Source organism: Acinetobacter sp. AND/436, assembly GCF_049546925.1.
GTDB lineage: Bacteria > Pseudomonadota > Gammaproteobacteria > Pseudomonadales > Moraxellaceae > Acinetobacter > Acinetobacter indicus.
Map to the genome: position 1 here is coordinate 127,161 of NZ_JBMXBO010000006.1, position 20,352 is coordinate 147,512.

Genomic DNA, 20,352 nt, shown 5'->3' on the forward strand with positions numbered 1-20,352 from the left:
TCGGGATGAAATATACCTTAACCCGTGCGAATCCGGATGCTGATCAATATCCACTTCAGGAGCGCCAGATCGTTACAGATCCGCTTGAAGAAGAAGTGAATAAAAATGTGTTCATGACTCGTTTAGAAGACTTGGCACATACAGCAGTAAACTGGGGGCGTAAGAACTCAGTTTGGCCGTTTAACTTTGGTACATCTTGCTGCTACGTAGAGTATGCAACGACTTTAACCGGCGTGCATGACTTGTCACGTTTTGGTGCCGAGGTTATTCGTGCTTCACCTCGTCAGGCCGACCTCATGATTGTCGCCGGTACCTGTTTCGTGAAAATGGCCCCAGTAATCCAGCGTTTGTACGAGCAAATGCTTGAGCCAAAATGGGTCATCTCAATGGGTGCATGTGCAAACTCAGGCGGTATGTACGATATTTATTCGGTTGTACAAGGTGTGGATAAAATCATTCCTGTCGATGTGTATATCCCAGGTTGCCCACCACGTCCTGAAGCCTTAATTCAGGCATTAATGTTGTTGCAAGACCAAATTCAATTAGAGCGCCGTCCGCTGTCTGCGGTGATTGGTGATGATCTTAAGCCAGTGTATAAGCCAAAGATGATGCCAGAACGTGACCGTAAGCAAGCACAGCGTATTGCGGTGAAAAACCTGCGCTCTATGGATGAAATTAAATAATTTAAGCGACAAAATCGTGGTGCACCCGTTATGGGTGTAGTTGTCGTTTAGGTTGACTGAATTTGTATTAAATAGGAAGCCAAGCCAATGGCTGAAACTGACATTGCTATGCCAGAATCAACAGCAGTTGATTCCCGCCCAGCATTTGCAATTGTAGAAGAGCTCAAAACCAAATTTGGTGAGAACTTCTATGTGCAAACGACTTTTGAAGATTTTCCAACGGTCTGGGTTGAGCGCGCACGCGTACAAGAAGTCTTGATGTTCTTGCGTACAGTGTCACGTCCATACGTGATGCTGTTTGACCTGTCTGCGGTAGATGAGCGTTTACGTACGCACCGCGACGGATTGCCTGCATCTGACTTTACCGTGTTCTATCACCTGTTGTCGTTAGAACGTAACAGCGATATCCGTGTCAAAGTTGCGCTAAATGAGAACGATCTGAATATTCCGACTGCGACCAATATCTGGCCAAATGCCAACTGGTACGAGCGTGAAGCTTACGATATGTTCGGCATTAACTTCGAAGGGCATCCAATGCTCCGTCGTATCTTGCTGCCAACCTATTGGGAAGGTCACCCGCTGCGCAAGGAATATTCTGCACGTGCCACTGAATATACCCCGTATATGCAGAACCAGGCCAAGCAGGATTTTGAACAGGAACACTTGCGTTTTGTACCGGAAGACTGGGGTCTGACCCGCGGTAACGAAGACGAAGACTTCATGTTCCTGAACTTGGGTCCTAACCACCCATCTGCGCACGGTGCGTTCCGTGTCATCTTGCAGCTGGATGGTGAAGAAGTAAAAGACTGTGTACCCGACATCGGCTATCACCACCGTGGTGTAGAGAAAATGGCTGAGCGTCAAACCTGGCATTCATTCATTCCGTATACCGACCGTGTCGACTACCTCGGTGGTTGTGCGCAAAACATGCCGTATGTGATGGGTGTGGAGCAGCTGGCCGGTATTCAGGTGCCAGAGCGTGCACAATGTATCCGTGTGATGATGTCGGAACTGTTCCGTATCAATAACCACTTGCTTTATATCGGTACAGCAATTCAGGATGCCGGCGGTATGACTCCAGTATTCTATATGTTCGCCGACCGTCAGAAGATTTATGATGCGATTGAAGCGATCACCGGTTACCGTATGCACCCAGCCTGGTTCCGTATTGGTGGTACCGCGCATGACCTTCCAAACAACTGGCAGCACCTGATCCGCGAGATTCTGGAGTGGATGCCAAAACGTCTGAAGGAATACCACACTGCAGCGCTGAAAAACTCGGTGTTTGAAGGCCGTACCCGCAATGTAGCGCAGTACGATGCAAAATCTGCATTGGCCTGGGGTGTGACAGGTACCGGTTTACGTGCAACAGGTATCGACTTTGACGTACGTAAATACCGTCCATACAGCGGCTATGAAAACTATGACTTCGAAGTGCCGGTGGAGTACGAAGGTGATGCCTATGCGCGTGTCATCGTTCACTACCGCGAAATCGAACAGTCTTTAAAAATCATCAAGCAGTGCTTGGATAACATGCCATCTGGTCCATATAAAGCGGATCATCCTCTGGCTGTTCCACCACCAAAAGACAAGACATTACAAGATATTGAAACCCTGATTACGCACTTCTTGAGCGTGTCTTGGGGTCCTGTCATGCCGGCAGGTGAAGCATCTGTAATGGCAGAAGTGGTGAAAGGGGCGTCGAACTACTACTTGACTTCAGACAAGTCAACCATGAGTTATCGTACCCGTATCCGTACACCAACCTTCACGCACTTACAGCAAATTCCTTCGGTGATTAACGGCAGTCTGGTCTCTGACTTGATCATTTATTTAGCGACAATTGATGTCGTAATGGCTGACGTGGATCGCTAAGGGGTAAACGCATTATGATGATTTTGACTGATAAAAAGCCACGTGTGAATGTTGAAGGGATTTTAACTGCAGATGAAATCCACGAAATCGAACATCACATTGGTCACTATCCGTACCCACGTGCGGCATCTCTAGATGCGCTGAAGTGTGTACAACGCCGTAATGGCTGGATTGATGACGCACAGCTCAATGCGATTGCTCAACTGCTTTCAATCAGTGTTGCTGATTTAGAAGGGGTAGCAACGTTCTATAACCGTATTTACCGTCAACCGGTAGGTCGTCACGTTATTCTTCTGTGTGACTCTATCGCGTGCTTCTTGATGGGGGCGGAAACTTTGGCAGAAGCGTTCCAGCGCGAGCTTGGCATTCAGTTTGGTCAAACGACTGCAGATGGTCGTTTCACTTTGCTGCCAATCTGCTGTCTGGGCAACTGTGACAAAGGTCCAACGTTAATGATTGATGAAGATACTCACGGTCTGGTTGAAGTGACATCAATTAAACAGTTATTGGAGAAGTATGTATGAATACCGAACCAAAACCAATTTATGGCGACGGTAACCCAGAAACTCATCCATTAACTTGGCGTTTGAGTAAACAAGAGCATGTTCGTAATGCAGATGATTACGAAGCGCTTGATGGTTATGCCGGCTTCAAAAAAGCCATTAGCATGACACCGGCTGAAGTGCTGGATGTGGTGAAAGCTGCAACCGTTAAAGGTCGTGGTGGTGCAGGCTTCCCGGCAGGCATCAAATGGTCGCTGATGGCGCCAAATGACAATTCAGGTCCACGTTACCTGATCTGTAATGCCGACGAAATGGAACCGGGTACCTTCAAAGACCGTTTGTTGATGGAAAAACTTCCACATCAATTGATTGAAGGCATGCTGATTGCAGCTTATACACTGGAAGCGACTCACGGCTATATCTTTATCCGTGGCGAGTACATCGAAGCTGCACAATACTTAAATGAAGCAATTGAGCAGATTCGTGCCAAAGGTTACTTGGGTGATAACATCCTGGGTTCTGGTTGGAACTTCGAGCTGTATGTGCACACCGGCGCGGGTCGTTATATCTGTGGTGAAGAAACCGCACTGATTAACTCGCTGGAAGGTCGCCGTGCCAATCCGCGTACCAAACCGCCATTTCCGCAAGTTGCAGGGGCGTGGGGTCGTCCTACGATTGTCAACAACGTAGAAACCTACAACAACTTGCCAGCTATTTTGTTACGTGGTCCTGAGTGGTACATCAACCTGTCTGCGGGTAAATCGAAAGATCCAGGTACGAAAATTTACGGTGCATCAGGTAAGGTGAAATTCCCGGGTCTTTGGGAACTGCCTTTTGGTACCACTGCACGTGAAGTGATTGAAGAACATGCCGGTGGTATGCGTGACGGCCTGAAGCTGAAAGCATGGTTACCAGGTGGTGCATCAACAGACTTCCTGGCTGCTGAGCACATTGACCTGCCGATGGATGCAGAAAGCATCATGAAAGCGGGTTCACGTTTAGGTACCTGTCTGCTGATGGTGGTCGATGAAACCCAATGTATGGTTTCAGCAACCCGTAACTTAGAAGAATTCTTTGCGCGTGAATCATGTGGCTGGTGTACACCTTGCCGTGATGGTTTACCGTGGGCGGTGAAGGCACTGAAAGCACTCGAAGATGGTACGGGTACGAAAGAAGACATCGATCACTTACAGGAACTGACCCGTAAGCTTTGGATTGGTAAAACTTTCTGTGCACACGCACCAGGTGCGATGGAACCGTTAATGGGCGCACTCAAATATTTCCGTGGCGAGTTTGAAGCGAAAGTGGTGAATGCCGCAGCTCAGACCAGCAACGTAGAACAAGCTTAAGGAATTCGACTATGGCTACAATTCATGTCGATGGAAAATCGTATGAAGTCAACGGCTCAGAAAACTTGCTGCAAGCTTGTTTAAGTCTTGGCATCGACATCCCATATTTTTGTTGGCATCCATCCTTAGGTTCTGTCGGTTCTTGCCGTCAATGTGCTGTGACGCAATACGCGAATCCTGAAGATACGCGTGGTCGTCTGGTCATGTCATGTATGACGCCTGCTGCTGACAATACCTACATCTCGATTGAAGACAAAGAAGCAAAAGATTTCCGAGCTTCTGTTGTTGAATTCTTGATGACCAACCACCCGCACGACTGTCCGGTCTGTGAAGAAGGTGGTCATTGTCATTTACAGGATATGACTGTAATGACGCAACACGACCGTCGTCGTTACCGTTTCACCAAGCGTACGCATTACAACCAGGAACTGGGTTCGTTTATTGCGCACGAGATGAACCGCTGTATCGCCTGTTACCGTTGTGTGCGTTACTACAAAGACTATGCTGGCGGTACCGACTTTGGCGTGTATGCCAACGCATCACGTGTGTACTTCGGTCGTCCAGAATCAGGGACTTTAGAATCTGAATTCTCGGGTAACCTGACTGAAGTCTGCCCAACAGGTGTATTCACCGACAAAACTCACTCTGCGCGCTACAACCGTAAGTGGGACATGCAGTATGCGCCTAGCGTATGCCAAGGCTGTTCTTCAGGCTGTAACATTTCTCCAGGTGAGCGTTATGGTGAACTGCGTCGTGTAGAAAACCGTTTCAACGGTGAAGTGAACCAGTACTTCCTGTGTGACAAAGGCCGTTTCGGTACCGGTTATGTGAACCGTGAAGATCGTCCGCGTCAGCCACAATTCCGTGATGGTCAAAATGTCACGACTGTGTCTGTCGATCAGGCATTAGACACCGTGATCGAGAATCTTCAAGGCAAAAAAGTGCTGGGTATTGGCTCACCACGTGCCTCGCTTGAATCGAACTTTGCACTGCGCGAACTGGTTGGTCAGGACAACTACTCAACCGGTATGTCGCAAAAAGAGCAAAGCCTAGTAGAACTGGCGGCATCAATCATGCAAACCGAAGGTGTTTACAACCCGGGCATGCGTGAAATTGAAAGCTATGACGCCGTGTTAATTCTGGGTGAAGATCTGACACAAACTGCACCACGTATGGCTTTATCTGTTCGTCAAGCAGCGAAAAACAAAGCCAAAGAAATGGCGGCAGAGCGTCGTACTCAAGAATGGCTGGCTGAACCGGTACAACGTATTGCGCAAGATGCAAAATCTCCGATTTACATTCTGGCTGCAACTCAAACCCGTCTTGCTGACGTGGCAACTGGTGAAGTGGTTGCATCTCCAAATGACATCGCGCGTTTAGGCTTTGCCATTGCCGCTGGCGTAAAAGGCGAAGTGATTACCGGTTTAGATGACGATGCCAAAGCATTTGCGCAAACCATCGCAGATACCTTAAAAGCGGCGAAGAAGCCTTTAATCATCTCTGGTACAAGCTTACAAGACGCTGCCATCATGGAAGCTGCTGCACAAGTGGCGCAGAATCTGGGTAATGCAGGCTTAACATTGACTGTTCCTGAAGTGAACTCAATGGGCTTGGCGATCTTTGGTGGTCAAAGCTTGGAGCAAGCCTTTGCACAAGACTATGACACTGTGATTGTGGTGGAAAATGACCTTTACCGTCGTTTACCAGCGGCTCAGGTCGATGCTGCACTTGCAGGTAAAGACATTATTGTGCTGGACCACTCTGAAACTGCGACTGTGGCGAAAGCAGACATCGTACTTTCAGCAGCAAGCTTCGCTGAAGGTGATGGTACTGTGGTATCGCAAGAAGGCCGTGCACAGCGTTTCTATCAAGTGTATGACCCAAGCTACTACAAGCCGGAACTGGCGATTAAAGAATCTTGGCGCTGGTTACATGCCCTTGAAACTGGCATGAAAGGTAAAGCGATTTCATGGACCTTGCTGGATGATGTGATCGAGTCTGTAGCGAAAAACGTACCGGCATTAGAAGGTATTTTAGACGTTGCACCAGATGCGGGCTTCCGTGTCCATGGTCTGAAAGTGGCACGTGAACCACGTCGTTACTCAGGCCGTACTGCCATTCGTGCACCGCTTTCGATTCACGAACCAAAACAGCCGACCGATGTCGATTCTGCATTAACTTTCTCGATGGAAGGTTATGTCGGTAATCAGACGCCATCTGCACTGGTGCCATTTGCGTGGTCTGCAGGCTGGAACTCGCCACAGGCCTGGAACAAATTCCAGGACAACGTGGGCGGTCACTTAAAAGGTGGTGATTCAGGCGTACGTTTATTCGACCGTTTACCAAAACGTCCAGCACGTAGCTTCGTAGCACCAAGCCCTGTATTGGCCAATCCGGACAGCTTCCGTTTGGTGCCAATGCATCATATTTTTGCGTCAGGTGAATTCACCATTAAAACACCAGCGATGGAATCACGTATTCCTGAAGCCATGTTTGCCGTGGGTGAACAGGATGCAAGCCGTTTGAACCTGAAAGATGGTCAGAAGATCACTGTGAAAGCAGGCGAGACTTCAATTGTTCTTCCAGTTCAAGTGATTGAATATTTACCTACAGGTTATATTGGTTACCCAATTGGTCTAGCACCGACGGTATCTCTTGCTGAGCCTGTGTCAGTCGCGGTAGGAGTATAATTCATGGAACAAGAATTAATGCGTCAAACACCGCTTTGGGCTGAGAACTGGCCAATTGCCTATTCAGTCATTCAAGCGATTGTGATCTTGCTGGTTGTGGTACTGGTTGCAGCATTAATGTCATTTATCGAGCGTCGTCTGCTCGGTTTATGGCAAGACCGTTATGGTCCGAACCGTGTAGGTCCGGGCGGTATGTTCCAGATTGTCGCCGACATGCTGAAAATCATGTTCAAAGAAGACTGGACACCAAAATTCGCTGACAAGCTGACTTTCCGTATGGCACCTGCAGTTGCAATGGCAACTGCGGTACTGTCGTTCATGGTTATTCCTGTATCACCGTATTTAGGTGTGGCGGACATGAGCATCGGCCTGCTGTTCTTTATGGCAATGGCGGGTATTGCAGTCTATGCGGTTCTGTTTGGTGGCTGGTCATCAAATAACAAATATGCATTGCTGGGTGGTCTACGTTCTGCAGCGCAAACCATTTCTTATGAAGTGTTCCTGGGTATTTCCCTGATGGGTGTGGTGGCAATTGCCGGCTCATTCAACATGCGTGAAATTGTAGAAGCACAGCAAGACGTCTGGTTTGTAATTCCGCAGTTCTTGGGCTTCCTGATTTTCGTGGTTGCAGGTGTTGCGGTAACGCACCGTCACCCGTTTGACCAACCAGAAGCAGAACAGGAATTGGCAGAAGGTTATCACGTCGAATACGGCGGTATGAAATGGGGGATGTTCTTCGTTGCGGAATACGTCAACGTGGTGCTGATCTCTGCGCTGATCGTGACGTTATTCTTCGGTGGCTGGTTAGCGCCATTCGGTCTTGATTTCTTACCTCCAGCATTCTGGTTCATTATCAAAACAGCATTCTTTGTAATGATGTTCGTTCTGGCACGTGGTTCTTTAATGCGTCCACGTTATGACCAGGTAATGAACTTTGGCTGGAAAATTTGCTTGCCATTAGCGTTGGTGAACCTGCTGGTTACTGGCGCGGTTATCTTGTGGTAAGGGCAGGGAGAACAAAATGTATAAGTTTCTAGCTGGATTTGGGTCAATCGTGCGCTCGTTGTGGATGGTGTTCAGCCACGCAACCCGCAAACGTGACACCATTTTATATCCGGAAGTGCCAGCCGAAGAAATCGTACCACCGCGTTTCCGTGGTCGTATCGTGCTTACACGTGACCCAGATGGCGAAGAGCGCTGCGTTGCCTGTAACCTGTGTGCCGTTGCATGTCCAGTGGGTTGTATTTCACTGCAAAAAGCAGAGCAGGAAGATGGTCGTTGGTATCCGGAATTTTTCCGTATCAACTTCTCTCGCTGTATCTTCTGCGGTATGTGTGAAGAAGCCTGCCCGACAACTGCAATTCAGCTGACACCAGACTTTGAATTGGGTGAATATGTTCGTCAGGACCTGGTCTATGAAAAAGAACACTTGCTGATTTCAGGTCCGGGTAAATATCCTGACTATAACTTCTACCGTGTAACCGGTATGGCAGTTACAGGTAAAGACAAAGGTCAAGCACAAAAAGAAAGTGCACCTGTTGATGTACGGAGTCTATTACCATGATGTGGCCGTTTTATTTGATGGCACTCGTGGCCATTATCTCTACTGTTCGTGTTGTCACCAACACGAACCCAGTACATGCGTTACTGAGCTTGATCGTGTCATTACTTGCTGTTGCAGGGATGTTCATGATTGTGGGTGCACCGTTTGCCGGTGCCCTGGAAATTATTGTGTATGCCGGCGCGATCATGGTGTTATTCGTGTTCGTGGTGATGATGTTGAACTTGGGTCAGCAAACTGTTGAACAAGAGAGCAAATGGCTCAACTCATCTGCATGGGCATATCCAGCATTAATGAGCTTCTTGATGGGTCTGGTTCTGGTATGGATGCTTGCATCTGATTACTCCAGCACGCCAGCTGTCATGGGAACCGAAATTGTTGGTCCTAAAGAAGTCGGTCAAGCACTCTTTACTCACTATTTATTATTGGTTGAAGTTGCCGCGATGTTATTGCTAGCAGCCCTGGTTGCAGCATTCCACTTAGGTAAACGTGAACCAGGTGCAGAAGAGGAAAAACAATAATGGGCAACATCCCTTTAGAACATGGTTTGATCGTTGCAACCATTCTTTTTGCACTGGGTTTTTACGGTGTAATGGTGCGACGCAACCTGTTATTCATTTTAATGAGCCTTGAAATCATGATGAACGCAGCAGCACTTGCGTTCGTTCTGGCGGGTAGTGCCTGGGTACAACCAGATGGCCAGATCATGTTCATCTTGATTCTGACGCTGGCTGCGGCAGAGGCGTGTATCGGTCTTGCGATCGTCCTTCAGTTCTATCATCGCTTCCATCACCTGGATGTGGATGCTGCTAGTGAGATGCGCGGATGAGTTATTTATATTTAACAATTTTGTTCCCGCTAATCGGTTTTATTTTATTAGCGGCAGGGCGTCACAATCTTCCTGAGAAAGTTGCGGCGATTATCGGGGTAGGGGCAGTTGGTCTATCGGCATTATTTGCCCTGATTGCTGGCCTTGACTTTGTCAATAACGGTAAAGAACTTTACGTTCAGCATTTGTGGACGTGGTTTAGCGTGGGTGATTTTGCCCCAGGCATCAGCTTGCAGCTTGACGGCTTATCGTTGCTGATGATGGGCATGATTACCGGTGTTGGTTTCCTGATTCACATCTTCGCATCTTGGTATATGCGTGGTGAGGAAGACTTTGCACGTTTCTTCTCTTACTTCAACCTGTTCGTAGCCAGCATGTTACTGCTGGTACTGGGCGATAACCTGGCGTTATTGTTCTTGGGTTGGGAAGGTGTAGGTCTGTGTTCTTACCTGTTAATCGGTTATTACTACCAGAACCCGGCCAACGGTTTTGCTGCCATTAAAGCATTTACCGTAACGCGTGTTGGTGATGTATTCCTGCTGATTGCACTGTTCTTACTGTACCAACAGTTCGGTACCCTGAATACACAGTACATCGTTGAGAATGCTGCTGCGGTTATGACCCAAAGCTCATCAATTACCATCTGGACAGCCTTAATGTTGTTCCTGGGTGCTGCCGGTAAATCTGCGCAAATCCCGTTACAAACCTGGTTGGCAGATGCGATGGCAGGTCCGACGCCAGTATCTGCGTTAATCCACGCGGCAACCATGGTGACTGCGGGTGTTTATCTATGCTGCCGTATGTTCAGCGTATTTGAACTTGCACCAGAAGTGATGATCTTCATTTCTATTACCGGTGCAGTAACCTTGCTGGTGGCTGGTTTTGCAGCGCTGGTTCAAACCGACATCAAACGTATTCTGGCTTACTCAACCATGAGTCAGCTCGGTTATATGTTTATGGCCGTGGGTGCTGAAGCGTACCAGGCAGGTCTGTTCCACATGCTGACTCACGCATTCTTCAAGGCATTATTATTCTTGTCTTCAGGTGCAGTGATTCTGGCTTACCATCACGAACAAAACATCTTCAAGATGGGCGGTCTGTTCTACAAGAACAAATTCCTGTTTGCATGTTTCGCGATTGGTGGCGGTGCCTTGGCAGCCATTCCATTCCTGACCATCGGCTTCTTCTCTAAAGATGCGATTCTGGCCGCGGTGTGGACACAAAGTCACTTAGCTGGCGTACCAGTCTTCAATACACTGTATTGGGTGGGTGTTGCAGGTGCGTTCTTAACGTCTATTTATACTTTCCGTTTAATCTGGGTAGTATTCTTCGGCAAAGAAAACACGCCTTATCATGAAATCAAAGGCATTACTTACTGGGCTCCACTGGCAATTCTGGCAGTGCTTTCAACGGGTCTGGCGATTGTGCTGAAAGCACCAGTGATGAGCATTCTGGATGCTGCACAAATTCCAGCCTTCATTATTCCTGAAGCGCTTGAAGCCGGTGCACATGGTGCTGAATACATCGCGATTGGGGTTGCTTTGGCAGGTCTTGCTGTTGGCGTGGTGCTGTTTGCGTTTGCTTACAATGCCGTAAAAGGCTTTGCTCAGACTTCTCTGGGTTCAGGTCTGGCCAATATCTGCCGTAATGCACTTGGTTTCGATGCGTTGTATGACATCGTATTCGTGAAGCCTTACCTGCTTATCGCTAAAATTTTAGGTCGCGATCCGATTGATGGCTTGTGGCTGGTGCTTCCTGCAATTGTTAAAGCAGGCAACAGCTTTACCAGTTCACGTCAAACCGGTTCATTGCGCGAATACGCCTCTAGTATGGCCCTCGGTGTTGTTGTTTTACTGCTGGTCGTGGTCGTGACTCAGGTCGTGGGGAAATAAGATGGAAGCTCCAAACAATATCATTTTACCCGCACTGATCCTCGTTCCGTTCATTGCAGGTTTTATTTGTTGGATCGTCGACAAGCTCGACGACAAACTGCCGCGCTATATTGCGCTGGTGGGTATGCTGGTAACGCTGGGTCTGACCCTGGCGTTATGGCAATCAGGTACGTATCAATATGAATTGGGTGCACAGGTTCCAAGCTGGGCTGCCCAATTCCAGTTGCCTTGGATTCAAACCCTGGGCATTAACATTCACCTGGCGGTAGATGGCTTATCATTACTCATGGTTGGCCTGACAGCGCTGCTGGGTATTTTGGCCGTCGGCTGTTCTTGGGGTGAAATCCAGAAGAACGTGGGCTTCTTCCACCTGAATCTGTTATGGTCTTTAGGTGGCGTAATTGGTGTATTCCTGGCGATTGACCTGTTCCTGTTCTTCTTCTTCTGGGAGATGATGCTGGTTCCAATCTACTTCCTGATTGCGCTTTGGGGACATAAAGGGGCAGATGGTAAATCGCGTGTTTACGCAGCAACCAAGTTCTTCATCTATACACAGGTTGCAGGTCTGATCATGCTGATCGGTATCCTGGGGCTGGTGATTTACGGTTACATGCTGTCAGGTACCATCTCGTTCAACTACCACTATCTGTTAGCGGTGGCGAATACGCTTGATGCACAGTTACCGGCAGTGGCTTATGCCTTCATGATCTGTATGTTCATCGGCTTTGCGGTAAAACTTCCAGTTTTCCCGTTACACGGCTGGTTACCAGATGCCCACGCACAGGCACCAACAGCAGGTTCTGTTGACCTTGCAGGTATCTTGATTAAGACTGCAGCGTACGGTTTACTCCGTTTTGTGATTCCATTCTTCCCGGCGGCTTCTGCACAGTTTGCAGACATCGCGATTATTTTCGGTTTAATTGGTATTTTCTACGGCGCTTGGTGTGCTTTCCAGCAAACCGATATGAAACGCCTGTTGGCTTATACCTCTATTTCGCACATGGGCTTTGTGTTACTGGCGATTTACGCAGGTAATATCCTGACTTACCAAGGCTTAATGATCATGATGCTGGCACATGGCTTGTCATCTGCTGCATTGTTCATTATGTGTGGTCAGGTCTATGAACGTGTGCATACCCGTGACATGCGTCTGATGGGTGGTATTCGTGGTCAATTCCCGTATCTGGCCTTCTTCCTGATGTTCTTCGTGGCAGCATTGGTCGGTATCCCGGGTCTGGGTAACTTTATTGGTGAATTCCTGATTCTGATGGGTTCATTCAACCAGTTCCCTGTATTTACAATCATTGCTGCAGTGAGTCTGGTGTTTGCAGGTCTTTATGGTCTGATCCTGATTCACAAAGCATTATTTGGTACACCAAACGAAGAGCAAAAACAGCATTACAGCAATCCGTTAAAAGATCTGGATGCGCGTGAAATTGTGATTCTGTTAATTTGTGCCGTTGGTCTGTTATGGCTTGGTCTGTATCCACAAAGCTTCCTTGATATTTCCAATTCAAGCATGGCGTGGTTAGCAAACAGCTACATTCCAGTTCAAGAGCTAGTTGAAGTGACCGAACAGGTAAGCACTCAACTCGAAAATGTGGAGATCCAATAAGTCATGAACTTCACAATGTCATTTTCCGAGCTTATGCCATTAGCTCCTGTGATGATCGTGGCTTTAACTGCGATCGTCGTGATGATTCTCACCGCAATCAAGCGTAACCATAACCTGATTGCGACAGCATCTGTAGTGGGCTTAAACCTTGCTGCAGCGTATATTCTGCTCTCATTATTCGGTGGTGCTTTTGCACCAGCGAATGTCATGGGCATGTTTATGATTGATCAGTTCACACTGGTTTATCAGTTACTGATCCTGGTTGCTGCACTGGCTTGCTGTACCTTGTCACATGCTTATATTGAAAGCTATAAAGACAATCGTGAAGAGCTGTACATCCTGATGTTGTCCTCAGTTGCAGGCGCAATGCTCATGGTGGCAAGCTCGCACTATGCTTCATTCTTCATCAGCCTGGAATTGATGTCGATTCCGGTATATGGCTTGTTGGCCTATACACATCAGCGTTCGAAGTCTTTAGAAGCAGGGGTGAAATACCTGGTACTTTCAGCAACCGCATCTGCGATGTTGCTGATGGGTATGGCGTATATTTATGCCTACACTGGTTCACTGTCATTCTATGACTCTGTACAGGCGCTTATGCAGAACCTGCACCAGCCACTGGTCATTTTAGGTATTGCCTTAATTATCTTTGCGGTTGCATTCAAACTGTCTTTGGCACCATTCCACAAATGGACACCAGACGTGTATGCGGGTGCACCAGCACCAATCGCGACCTTCCTGGCAACGGCTGCCAAAGTGGCGACCATTGGTCTGTTCGTACGTTACTTGCTGACTTCAGGTGCCATCCTGCAAGAATCAGTTATTACACTGCTGACCATTATTGCCGTACTGTCGATTGTGGTCGGTAACTTCCTGGCGGTACGCCAAGTGAACTTGAAGCGTGTCCTGGCATACTCTTCAATCGCACACTTCGGTTATCTGCTGATTGGTCTGATCAGTCTGACTTATGCCAGCTTGGGTAATGTGACTGTTTATGTGATTACCTATGTATTAACCACGATTGGTGCTTTCGGTGCCGTAGCGTTAATGTCGAGTCCATATAACAATACTTCAGAAGCAGAAAGTCTGGCTGAATACCGTGGTCTGTTCTGGCGTCGTCCAGTGCTGACTGCTGTATTAACCGTGATGATGCTGTCTCTGGCCGGTATTCCACTGACTGCAGGCTTTATTGGTAAGTTCCTGATTGTCATGGCTGCGGTAACAACCCAGCACTGGTTCCTGGCAGCGATGATTATTGTCGGTTCGGGTATTGGTCTGTATTACTATTTACGTGTGATGGTGGTGATGTATATGACTCCGCCAGAAACACCAAAAATGGATGCAGTCGATCACTGGGGTCAACGTGTTGGCGGGATCATGGTTCTGCTGGCTGCACTGGCGGTATTGGTGATTGGTGTTTATCCGGATCCAATTATCCAGATGGCGCTTGAAGCCGAGATTTTATCTCCAATTCACTTCATGCTGTCTCAGCAATAATCTTGAAAAAGAGAATTGTCTAGCAAAAAGCCCTCAATATTTGAGGGCTTTTTTGTTTTTATCAGGGTCAAAAAATGATTATAATAGACGGAATTTTATCTTAACCTTTTAGGTGTTCTCCCGTGGCTATCCATGAAATTCGTCATCCGCTCATTCGTCATAAACTCGGTTTACTGCGTCGTGCAGATATCAGCACTAAAAACTTCCGCGAGCTGGCGCAAGAAGTGACCATGCTGTTGACCTATGAGGCGACCAAAGATTTGCCAATGGTCGAGCATGAAATTGACGGCTGGAATGGTGCGGTCACGGTAGACCGTATTGCCGGTAAAAAAATTACGGTGGTACCAATTTTACGTGCCGGTATTGGCATGCTGGATGGTTTCCTGAACCTGATTCCAAGCGCCAAAGTGTCTGTACTGGGCTTAGAGCGTGATGAAGAAACGCTGGAAGCACGTACCTACTACAAAAAACTGGTACCGGATGTACAAAACCGTATTGCCATGATCATTGACCCAATGTTGGCCACCGGTTCATCTTTAGTGGCGGCGATTGATGTGTTAAAAGCCAGCGGCTGTAAAGATATTCGCGTGATGGTGCTGGTGGCTGCGCCAGAAGGCATTCAGCGTGTAGAAGCAGCGCATCCGGATGTGGTAATTTTCACTGCCTCTGTGGATCAGGGCCTGAATGAAAATGGCTATATCGTACCGGGCCTGGGTGATGCCGGTGACAAAATTTTCGGTTCCGTGCAAAAAGACTGATTTTGCTAGTGAACAGAGAAGGGGCTTTTATAGCCTCTTTTTTATATACTAAGCTTGAAGCGCAAAAGGGGGACAGGTCGATGAGCAACGAACAATATCAGGGTAAAGTTAAGCAATACAACGCAGACAAGGGTTACGGCTTTATTGCCTGTCCGGAAGGCGAAGTGTTTTTTCATATTTCCGATTTCCCGGCCGATGGGATAGAACCGAAGCGAAATGACCGGGTGAAATTTAATGTGGTCAAAAACGGCAACAAGTTTAAAGCAGTGAAAATTGAGAGGGTTGAAGACCAGTCGGCCAAAGCCAAAAAATCCAAAGTGGCCGCCCATAACCAGTCGATTACTTCTTCCCTGCTGTCCAATTTCCGACGTTAGTACTGAGGTAGTGAGGTAGAATTTATATATTCTGCTTAAGTCGAGTATAAGAATAGAAAAGAGGCTTTTTAGCTTCTTTTTTATTACAATTATTAAAAATATCAAAGATAAGAGCGCATTATGTTTCAAGAGGGGAAAATCAAAAGCTATCATGAAGATCGTGGTTTTGGTTTTATTCAGATAGAGAAAGAGTCAAAAGATTTATTTTTCCACATCAAAGATTTTCCCAATAAGAATGTTCCACCTAAAATCGGTGAAAATCTAAAATTTATAATTGTTGAAGGTGCAGGAAAATTTAAAGCCGCGAATATTGTGCGCTTAGACCTAAAAGTATCAGAGCCTGCTGAACAGAACAATCTACGATACAGAAATATCGAGGGTAAAGTTTCGTCAAGAGATAAAAAGAAGTCTTCATGGCTTAACTCAAAGATCATTACTGTATTAGGCTTAATCATTATTTTAGGATTAAGTATTTTTGTATATAAGAAATATCAAGAATATCAAGCTCAGAAACAGCAAAAACTTGAAGAACTGATGATTGCTCAGCAACAGATCGTAGCTAAGCAAAGAGCGGTACATGGCGAATTACCGGAACTTGGACTTAGTGAAAAAGGGAAAAAGAATTTAGAAAATGTCCAAGAGAATGTAGAGCAAGCGCTGCCGGTAAGTAGCAGCTCATCTGAACAATTTAAATGTGATGGCCGCGAGCATTGTAGTCAGATGAAGTCTTATGAGGAGGCTTTATTCTTTATTCGTAATTGTCCAAATACCAAAATGGATGGTGATGGCGACGGGATTCCATGTGAAAGCCAATTTCGATAAGGTATGAAAAAAGCGCCTGCAGGCGCTTTTTTATGGATTAAATACAGTCTTATTTGCTGTCACAGAACTTCATAAAGGCTTTCAGACCTGGACCCTGGTATTTCTGACGATGCACCAGCATAAATAAAGGCCGCGCCAGTTGCCAGAATGGAGTGTCTAAAATCACCAGCTGGCCTTTTTCACGTAAAGGCTCAATCGCCAGTTTTGAAATACAGGACATGCCTAAGCCGCCGGCCACAATTTTCAGAATGGCTTCATTATGACCCAGGGTTAAACGGATTTTGGCATCTGGCACATCTTTTAAAATGGCGTTATCAAATACTTCACGCGTGCCTGAACCTTCTTCACGTAAAATCCATTCCACCTGTTTAAAGTCTTCTGCGGTTAAGGCACGGTCTAGCTGCGCCAGCGGATGATTCGGTGAACAGCAGACCGCCAGTTCATCATCACGCCAGTGGATACATTGCAGCTGCGGTAAATGACAGGAACCTTCAATCAGGGCTAAATCGAGCTGGAACTGGTTGACTGCTTCAATCATTTGACGGGTATTACCGACTTGCAGCTGTAAATGCGCCTGTGGCTGAATTTGCAGGAAGTTGGCCATTAAATCCGGCATCAGATAATCGGAAATGGTCAGGGTCGCGCCCAGGCGCAAATCAATGCTTTGCAGCTCGCCTTTGGCGGCCTGTTCAAAGGCTTCACAGCGGCCTAGAATTTCAAGCGCCTGCGGGAGTAAAAAACGGCCCAGATCATTCAATTGCAGGCGTTTACCTAAACGGTCAAACAATGGTGCGCCTAAACCATCTTCCAGATCTGCTAAAGCCATACTCGCCGCACTTTGCGTCAGTTTGACGGCATCACTGGCCTTGGTTACTGTGCCTTCTTGAGCGACTGCTACAAAAACAGCCAATTGGCGTAAAGTCATGCGCATGAATATAGCCTTAACATTTAAAAAATATTAATAAATTATGCTGCCATGCTACCATGAGCGCAGTCTTTCATGCCACGTACAAATTATGTCAATTGAAAAATTTAGCCTAGAAACGGTGTTATCTGTACATCGCTGGACCGATACTTTGTTCAGCTTTACCATGACGCGTCCAGCCCACTTTAAATTTACTGCCGGGCAATTTGCGCGTATTGGCCTTAAAGTCGGCGATGAACTGGTGGTGCGGGCCTATTCAGTGGTGTCCTCACCTTTTGATGAAAACCTGGAATTCTTTTCAATTGTCGTACCCGATGGGGCCTTTACCTCCAATCTGCAACATCTACAGGTTGGCGATGAGCTGTATCTGGAAAAAGTCCCCTATGGCTTTTTAACCTTGGCGCGCTATCAGTTGCCTTTGCCACAAGACTTATGGCTTTTGGGTACCGGCACCGGACTGGCGCCATTCCTGTCGATGCTGCAAGATTTTGACACCTGGAATAAATACCAGCATATCCATCTGGTCTATAGTGTCCGGACTGCAGCGGAACTGGCCTATGTCGAGCGGATTGAAGAAATTGCAGCGACTTTTGGCGAAGGACATACAGGTTTTAAATTTGTGCCAATTATTACCCGTGATCCGAACGCACCTTTGCATGACCGTCTGCCGGTGTTAATCGCCAATGGCGAGCTGGAAAAAGCTGTGGGCCTGTCTTTTAATCCGGACAGCAGTCATGTGATGCTATGTGGTAACCCGCAAATGGTGGAAGATACCAAAGAAGCCCTAAAAGCGCGTGGCCTGAGCATGAATCGCCGTGGAGAAGGCAATATTGCAGTAGAGAATTACTGGTAAGCTTGAATTCTACAGGCTTACTTTGATGATTTGCTATTTTCAGCCCGGTTTATTGCTCTCTTGTTCTGTGAGGATGTGATGCAAGTGTTCCAATCCATGCTTATGGCCAGCGTCGCGCTGGTGGCGGCAACTACGCTACAGGCGAATACTACAGGCACGGAAACAGAAGTGATGGTACATGAAGATGTGCTGATCTATGCTGGCCCGCTCAGCCCAGATGCCAATACCCGTGCAGCTGCCTTGTTAAAGCAGTTCCCGCAAGTACAGACCCTGAAAATCACCAGTCAAGGGGGTGAAATTGGTCTGGGAATGGATTTGGGTGATCAGGTCTATGCGCATCAACTGAATGTAGAAGTCGGGCAATACTGTTTTTCCTCCTGCGCCAATTATGTGTTTCCGGCCGGAAAGGTCAAATATCTGAACTGGCGCAGTCAGCTGGGCTGGCATGGCGGCGCCATGTAACCAATGCAGTTTGATGATGCAGACATGGAGCAGGCCTATCAGCAGTATATTGGCCCGATGCGCGCCAGAGAAACCGCGTTTTTCCAGAAAATTCAGGTCCAGCAGGCATCGACTACAGCAGGGCAAGCGCCTGAATATGCGCGCTATCAAGATTGTATTGGCTGGCGCTATACACGCCAGAAAATGCAAAGTTTTGGAATAGATCAGGTGCGCTATAAACAGCTGATCTGGCTACCCAAATCCAGTTTTAAGCAGCAGTGTATTTTTACCATTCGCTAGCGGATTAAATGAAACGTATATTCTATTAAAAAACCTCATCTGTATGATTCAGATGAGGTTTTTTTGATGAAGTGTCAGCACCACTTGAATATGCTTAATGCACAAACATATCCATAAAATGACGGATTTCCTGAATCGCTGTTTCTGTATCAGTAGTCAGCCAGGTCGGTTCAAAAAAGCCGGCATAGTGTTCGACACGGTCTGCAGGGACCACCAGACGCACTGGACATTCTTCTTCCAGTAAGCGCCATGGAATAATCGGCACTTCATTATCGAGCCAGGCCGCGACATTACGCACATCAATCACCATGGCATTAATGCAGTCTGGAAACGGCATCACTGAAAACTCTTCAGTACGACGGCGGAAATATTCCAGATCACCCCATTTCAGAAGAAAGCTCGGTTTACTGAACTCAATAATCCCGATTAAATGCTGATCACGCGTGTAGTGCAAAGCACATTGATGTGTGACGTCAGTGTCAAGATCAAGCGTTACACTTTGTTGACGATACGCCATAAAATTCTGGAGCATGAAAAAAAGAGTGACATATTATAGCGCATTTGTATGCGTTAAGGCAGCGCTTGTGGTGGGCGAGCTGAAGCAAATTGTTACCTGGCATTTTGCTGTATCAAGCAAGGAGGGGCTGATCAGCACTGGAGAATGCTCAGGCTGCTGAATTTTTTCTCTCATCTAGGCGATTCTATATTCCTTTTCATGTGCTTATTCTTCTAATTTTGCATCAGTTATTCATCTGCTTATTGCGACTAAAAAGTATACAAGTCCTGTCAGCTGCTAAATCCAGTTTACGTCAAAATTTTGAATAAAATGAAAGCAGTAAAAAACTTCATTTTTTGTAATTACATTTTTCACCATCTCACAATGCTTTGTCACACAACACAACAATGCTTCTTGTTAGTATAAAAATTCGACAAGCGAATAGAAAAGAAGTGAGGGAAACATGAGCCATGATTTTAACAAGCCACCTCATGTCACAAGCGCAGAAGAAGTACAAAAGAAAAAACGTATGCCAGTTTTTATCTTGATTGCTGTGGGTGTTTTTCTGCTGGCACTGGTGGTGTATATGTTTGCGGATCGTGATCCTAAACCGAGTGAGGCACCACCTGGGCATCCGAATGCCAATGTAGAACAGGCTACACCCAATAACAGTACGCCTGCAATGGCTGAAGAAGGTGTGGCGACCACAGGTGTGGATGGCGATATTGGCACCGCTGTAGATGGTGATTCAGCCACTGCCACTGATGGCGATACCGCTACGGCCACTGCTCAATAAGTCTGAAGATTGCTAAACCCTGACCATCAGTTCAGGGTTTTTTGCGATAGCCGTGCATTTTTACACGCTTGGTACTTCATAAAAACACGGTAC

The 20,352-nt window shown here is 47.0% G+C and carries 21 protein-coding genes; 19 read left to right on the forward strand and 2 right to left on the reverse strand.

Features of this window, described 5'->3' with window-relative positions:
• The first annotated feature begins 5 nt into the window (after window positions 1-5).
• The 15 genes from ACPEPR_RS06890 (at window position 6) to ACPEPR_RS06960 (ending at window position 16,448) form a co-directional block, all read left to right on the forward strand.
• Window positions 6-683 carry a NuoB/complex I 20 kDa subunit family protein gene (locus tag ACPEPR_RS06890; protein ID WP_005179652.1) on the forward strand — a complete coding sequence of 226 codons (678 nt, stop codon included), beginning with the start codon at window positions 6-8 and terminating at the stop codon, window positions 681-683.
• 87 nt (window positions 684-770) lie between these two features.
• Window positions 771-2,558, forward strand: a complete 1,788-nt coding sequence (gene nuoC / locus ACPEPR_RS06895) for an NADH-quinone oxidoreductase subunit C/D (protein WP_005179647.1) — start codon at window positions 771-773, stop codon at window positions 2,556-2,558.
• A 14-nt stretch (window positions 2,559-2,572) separates the two neighbouring features.
• Window positions 2,573-3,082, forward strand: coding sequence for an NADH-quinone oxidoreductase subunit NuoE (nuoE, locus tag ACPEPR_RS06900; RefSeq protein ID WP_005179645.1), 510 nt, complete (start codon window positions 2,573-2,575; stop codon window positions 3,080-3,082).
• Window positions 3,079-4,410 (forward strand): NADH-quinone oxidoreductase subunit NuoF, encoded by a 1,332-nt coding sequence (gene nuoF, locus ACPEPR_RS06905; RefSeq protein WP_005179643.1) that lies wholly within the window; start codon window positions 3,079-3,081, stop codon window positions 4,408-4,410. The genes nuoE and nuoF overlap by 4 nt, the downstream gene beginning before the upstream one ends.
• Window positions 4,411-4,421: 11 nt before the next feature.
• Entirely contained in the window at window positions 4,422-7,100 is a 2,679-nt protein-coding gene (nuoG, locus tag ACPEPR_RS06910) for an NADH-quinone oxidoreductase subunit NuoG (RefSeq protein WP_005179641.1), read from the forward strand.
• Between the two features lie 3 nt (window positions 7,101-7,103).
• Entirely contained in the window at window positions 7,104-8,105 is a 1,002-nt protein-coding gene (gene nuoH / locus ACPEPR_RS06915; protein ID WP_005179637.1) for an NADH-quinone oxidoreductase subunit NuoH, read from the forward strand.
• A 16-nt stretch (window positions 8,106-8,121) separates the two neighbouring features.
• Window positions 8,122-8,664 carry an NADH-quinone oxidoreductase subunit NuoI gene (gene nuoI / locus ACPEPR_RS06920; RefSeq protein ID WP_005179629.1) on the forward strand — a complete coding sequence of 181 codons (543 nt, stop codon included), beginning with the start codon at window positions 8,122-8,124 and terminating at the stop codon, window positions 8,662-8,664.
• Window positions 8,664-9,182: an NADH-quinone oxidoreductase subunit J gene (gene nuoJ, locus ACPEPR_RS06925; RefSeq protein ID WP_171065113.1), complete on the forward strand. Its 519-nt coding sequence runs from the start codon at window positions 8,664-8,666 to the stop codon at window positions 9,180-9,182. Before nuoI ends, nuoJ begins: the two co-directional genes overlap by 1 nt.
• Window positions 9,182-9,490, forward strand: a complete 309-nt coding sequence (nuoK, locus tag ACPEPR_RS06930) for an NADH-quinone oxidoreductase subunit NuoK (protein WP_005179622.1) — start codon at window positions 9,182-9,184, stop codon at window positions 9,488-9,490. Before nuoJ ends, nuoK begins: the two co-directional genes overlap by 1 nt.
• Window positions 9,487-11,382, forward strand: a complete 1,896-nt coding sequence (gene nuoL, locus ACPEPR_RS06935; protein ID WP_005179621.1) for an NADH-quinone oxidoreductase subunit L — start codon at window positions 9,487-9,489, stop codon at window positions 11,380-11,382. Before nuoK ends, nuoL begins: the two co-directional genes overlap by 4 nt.
• 1 nt (window position 11,383) lies before the next feature.
• Window positions 11,384-12,997: an NADH-quinone oxidoreductase subunit M gene (gene nuoM / locus ACPEPR_RS06940; RefSeq protein WP_104491474.1), complete on the forward strand. Its 1,614-nt coding sequence runs from the start codon at window positions 11,384-11,386 to the stop codon at window positions 12,995-12,997.
• 3 nt (window positions 12,998-13,000) lie between these two features.
• Window positions 13,001-14,494, forward strand: coding sequence for an NADH-quinone oxidoreductase subunit NuoN (nuoN, locus tag ACPEPR_RS06945; protein WP_005179615.1), 1,494 nt, complete (start codon window positions 13,001-13,003; stop codon window positions 14,492-14,494).
• Between the two features lie 122 nt (window positions 14,495-14,616).
• Complete coding sequence (gene upp, locus ACPEPR_RS06950; RefSeq protein ID WP_045796291.1) at window positions 14,617-15,252, forward strand: uracil phosphoribosyltransferase; 636 nt, start codon at window positions 14,617-14,619, stop codon at window positions 15,250-15,252.
• Between the two features lie 80 nt (window positions 15,253-15,332).
• Window positions 15,333-15,626, forward strand: a complete 294-nt coding sequence (locus ACPEPR_RS06955) for a cold-shock protein (protein WP_005179613.1) — start codon at window positions 15,333-15,335, stop codon at window positions 15,624-15,626.
• 120 nt (window positions 15,627-15,746) lie between these two features.
• Window positions 15,747-16,448: a cold shock domain-containing protein gene (locus ACPEPR_RS06960; RefSeq protein WP_423562202.1), complete on the forward strand. Its 702-nt coding sequence runs from the start codon at window positions 15,747-15,749 to the stop codon at window positions 16,446-16,448.
• 49 nt (window positions 16,449-16,497) lie between these two features.
• Here ACPEPR_RS06960 and gigC read toward each other — a convergent pair whose 3' ends face one another.
• Window positions 16,498-17,379: a LysR family transcriptional regulator GigC gene (gene gigC, locus ACPEPR_RS06965; RefSeq protein WP_005179612.1), complete on the reverse strand. Its 882-nt coding sequence runs from the start codon at window positions 17,377-17,379 to the stop codon at window positions 16,498-16,500.
• Window positions 17,380-17,464: 85 nt separating this feature from the next.
• Between gigC and ACPEPR_RS06970 the strand changes: the two genes are divergently transcribed.
• The 3 genes from ACPEPR_RS06970 to ACPEPR_RS06980 all read left to right on the forward strand — a co-directional run bounded on the left by ACPEPR_RS06970 (window position 17,465) and on the right by ACPEPR_RS06980 (window position 18,967).
• Window positions 17,465-18,226 carry a ferredoxin--NADP reductase gene (locus ACPEPR_RS06970; RefSeq protein WP_423562203.1) on the forward strand — a complete coding sequence of 254 codons (762 nt, stop codon included), beginning with the start codon at window positions 17,465-17,467 and terminating at the stop codon, window positions 18,224-18,226.
• Between the two features lie 78 nt (window positions 18,227-18,304).
• Window positions 18,305-18,688 (forward strand): hypothetical protein, encoded by a 384-nt coding sequence (locus ACPEPR_RS06975; protein ID WP_168408407.1) that lies wholly within the window; start codon window positions 18,305-18,307, stop codon window positions 18,686-18,688.
• Window positions 18,689-18,691: 3 nt separating this feature from the next.
• Window positions 18,692-18,967, forward strand: a complete 276-nt coding sequence (locus ACPEPR_RS06980) for a hypothetical protein (RefSeq protein ID WP_104505627.1) — start codon at window positions 18,692-18,694, stop codon at window positions 18,965-18,967.
• Between the two features lie 94 nt (window positions 18,968-19,061).
• Here the strand turns inward: ACPEPR_RS06980 and ACPEPR_RS06985 are convergent, their stop codons facing one another.
• On the reverse strand, window positions 19,062-19,484 hold the full coding sequence (locus ACPEPR_RS06985) for a hypothetical protein (protein ID WP_034598216.1): 423 nt from the start codon (window positions 19,482-19,484) through the stop codon (window positions 19,062-19,064).
• A 442-nt stretch (window positions 19,485-19,926) separates the two neighbouring features.
• Here ACPEPR_RS06985 and ACPEPR_RS06990 point away from each other — a divergent pair, with 442 nt between their 5' ends.
• Window positions 19,927-20,259, forward strand: coding sequence for a hypothetical protein (locus ACPEPR_RS06990; RefSeq protein WP_005179600.1), 333 nt, complete (start codon window positions 19,927-19,929; stop codon window positions 20,257-20,259).
• The last annotated feature ends 93 nt before the right edge of the window (window positions 20,260-20,352 follow it).

Excerpts from the sequence above, each read along its gene's own strand:
- nuoM (WP_104491474.1), top strand. The coding sequence starts at position 11,384 with ATGGAAGCTCCAAACAATATCATTTTACCCGCACTGATCCTCGTTCCG.
- ACPEPR_RS06985 (WP_034598216.1), bottom strand. The coding sequence starts at position 19,484 with ATGGCGTATCGTCAACAAAGTGTAACGCTTGATCTTGACACTGACGTC.
- nuoG (WP_005179641.1), top strand. The coding sequence starts at position 4,422 with ATGGCTACAATTCATGTCGATGGAAAATCGTATGAAGTCAACGGCTCA.
- gigC (WP_005179612.1), bottom strand. The coding sequence starts at position 17,379 with ATGCGCATGACTTTACGCCAATTGGCTGTTTTTGTAGCAGTCGCTCAA.
- nuoH (WP_005179637.1), top strand. The coding sequence starts at position 7,104 with ATGGAACAAGAATTAATGCGTCAAACACCGCTTTGGGCTGAGAACTGG.
- nuoK (WP_005179622.1), top strand. The coding sequence starts at position 9,182 with ATGGGCAACATCCCTTTAGAACATGGTTTGATCGTTGCAACCATTCTT.
- nuoE (WP_005179645.1), top strand. The coding sequence starts at position 2,573 with ATGATGATTTTGACTGATAAAAAGCCACGTGTGAATGTTGAAGGGATT.
- nuoI (WP_005179629.1), top strand. The coding sequence starts at position 8,122 with ATGTATAAGTTTCTAGCTGGATTTGGGTCAATCGTGCGCTCGTTGTGG.
- nuoN (WP_005179615.1), top strand. The coding sequence starts at position 13,001 with ATGAACTTCACAATGTCATTTTCCGAGCTTATGCCATTAGCTCCTGTG.
- nuoJ (WP_171065113.1), top strand. The coding sequence starts at position 8,664 with ATGTGGCCGTTTTATTTGATGGCACTCGTGGCCATTATCTCTACTGTT.
- nuoL (WP_005179621.1), top strand. The coding sequence starts at position 9,487 with ATGAGTTATTTATATTTAACAATTTTGTTCCCGCTAATCGGTTTTATT.
- ACPEPR_RS06960 (WP_423562202.1), top strand. The coding sequence starts at position 15,747 with ATGTTTCAAGAGGGGAAAATCAAAAGCTATCATGAAGATCGTGGTTTT.
- ACPEPR_RS06975 (WP_168408407.1), top strand. The coding sequence starts at position 18,305 with ATGCAAGTGTTCCAATCCATGCTTATGGCCAGCGTCGCGCTGGTGGCG.
- ACPEPR_RS06955 (WP_005179613.1), top strand. The coding sequence starts at position 15,333 with ATGAGCAACGAACAATATCAGGGTAAAGTTAAGCAATACAACGCAGAC.
- ACPEPR_RS06970 (WP_423562203.1), top strand. The coding sequence starts at position 17,465 with ATGTCAATTGAAAAATTTAGCCTAGAAACGGTGTTATCTGTACATCGC.
- ACPEPR_RS06990 (WP_005179600.1), top strand. The coding sequence starts at position 19,927 with ATGAGCCATGATTTTAACAAGCCACCTCATGTCACAAGCGCAGAAGAA.
- ACPEPR_RS06890 (WP_005179652.1), top strand. The coding sequence starts at position 6 with ATGAAATATACCTTAACCCGTGCGAATCCGGATGCTGATCAATATCCA.
- ACPEPR_RS06980 (WP_104505627.1), top strand. The coding sequence starts at position 18,692 with ATGCAGTTTGATGATGCAGACATGGAGCAGGCCTATCAGCAGTATATT.
- nuoC (WP_005179647.1), top strand. The coding sequence starts at position 771 with ATGGCTGAAACTGACATTGCTATGCCAGAATCAACAGCAGTTGATTCC.
- nuoF (WP_005179643.1), top strand. The coding sequence starts at position 3,079 with ATGAATACCGAACCAAAACCAATTTATGGCGACGGTAACCCAGAAACT.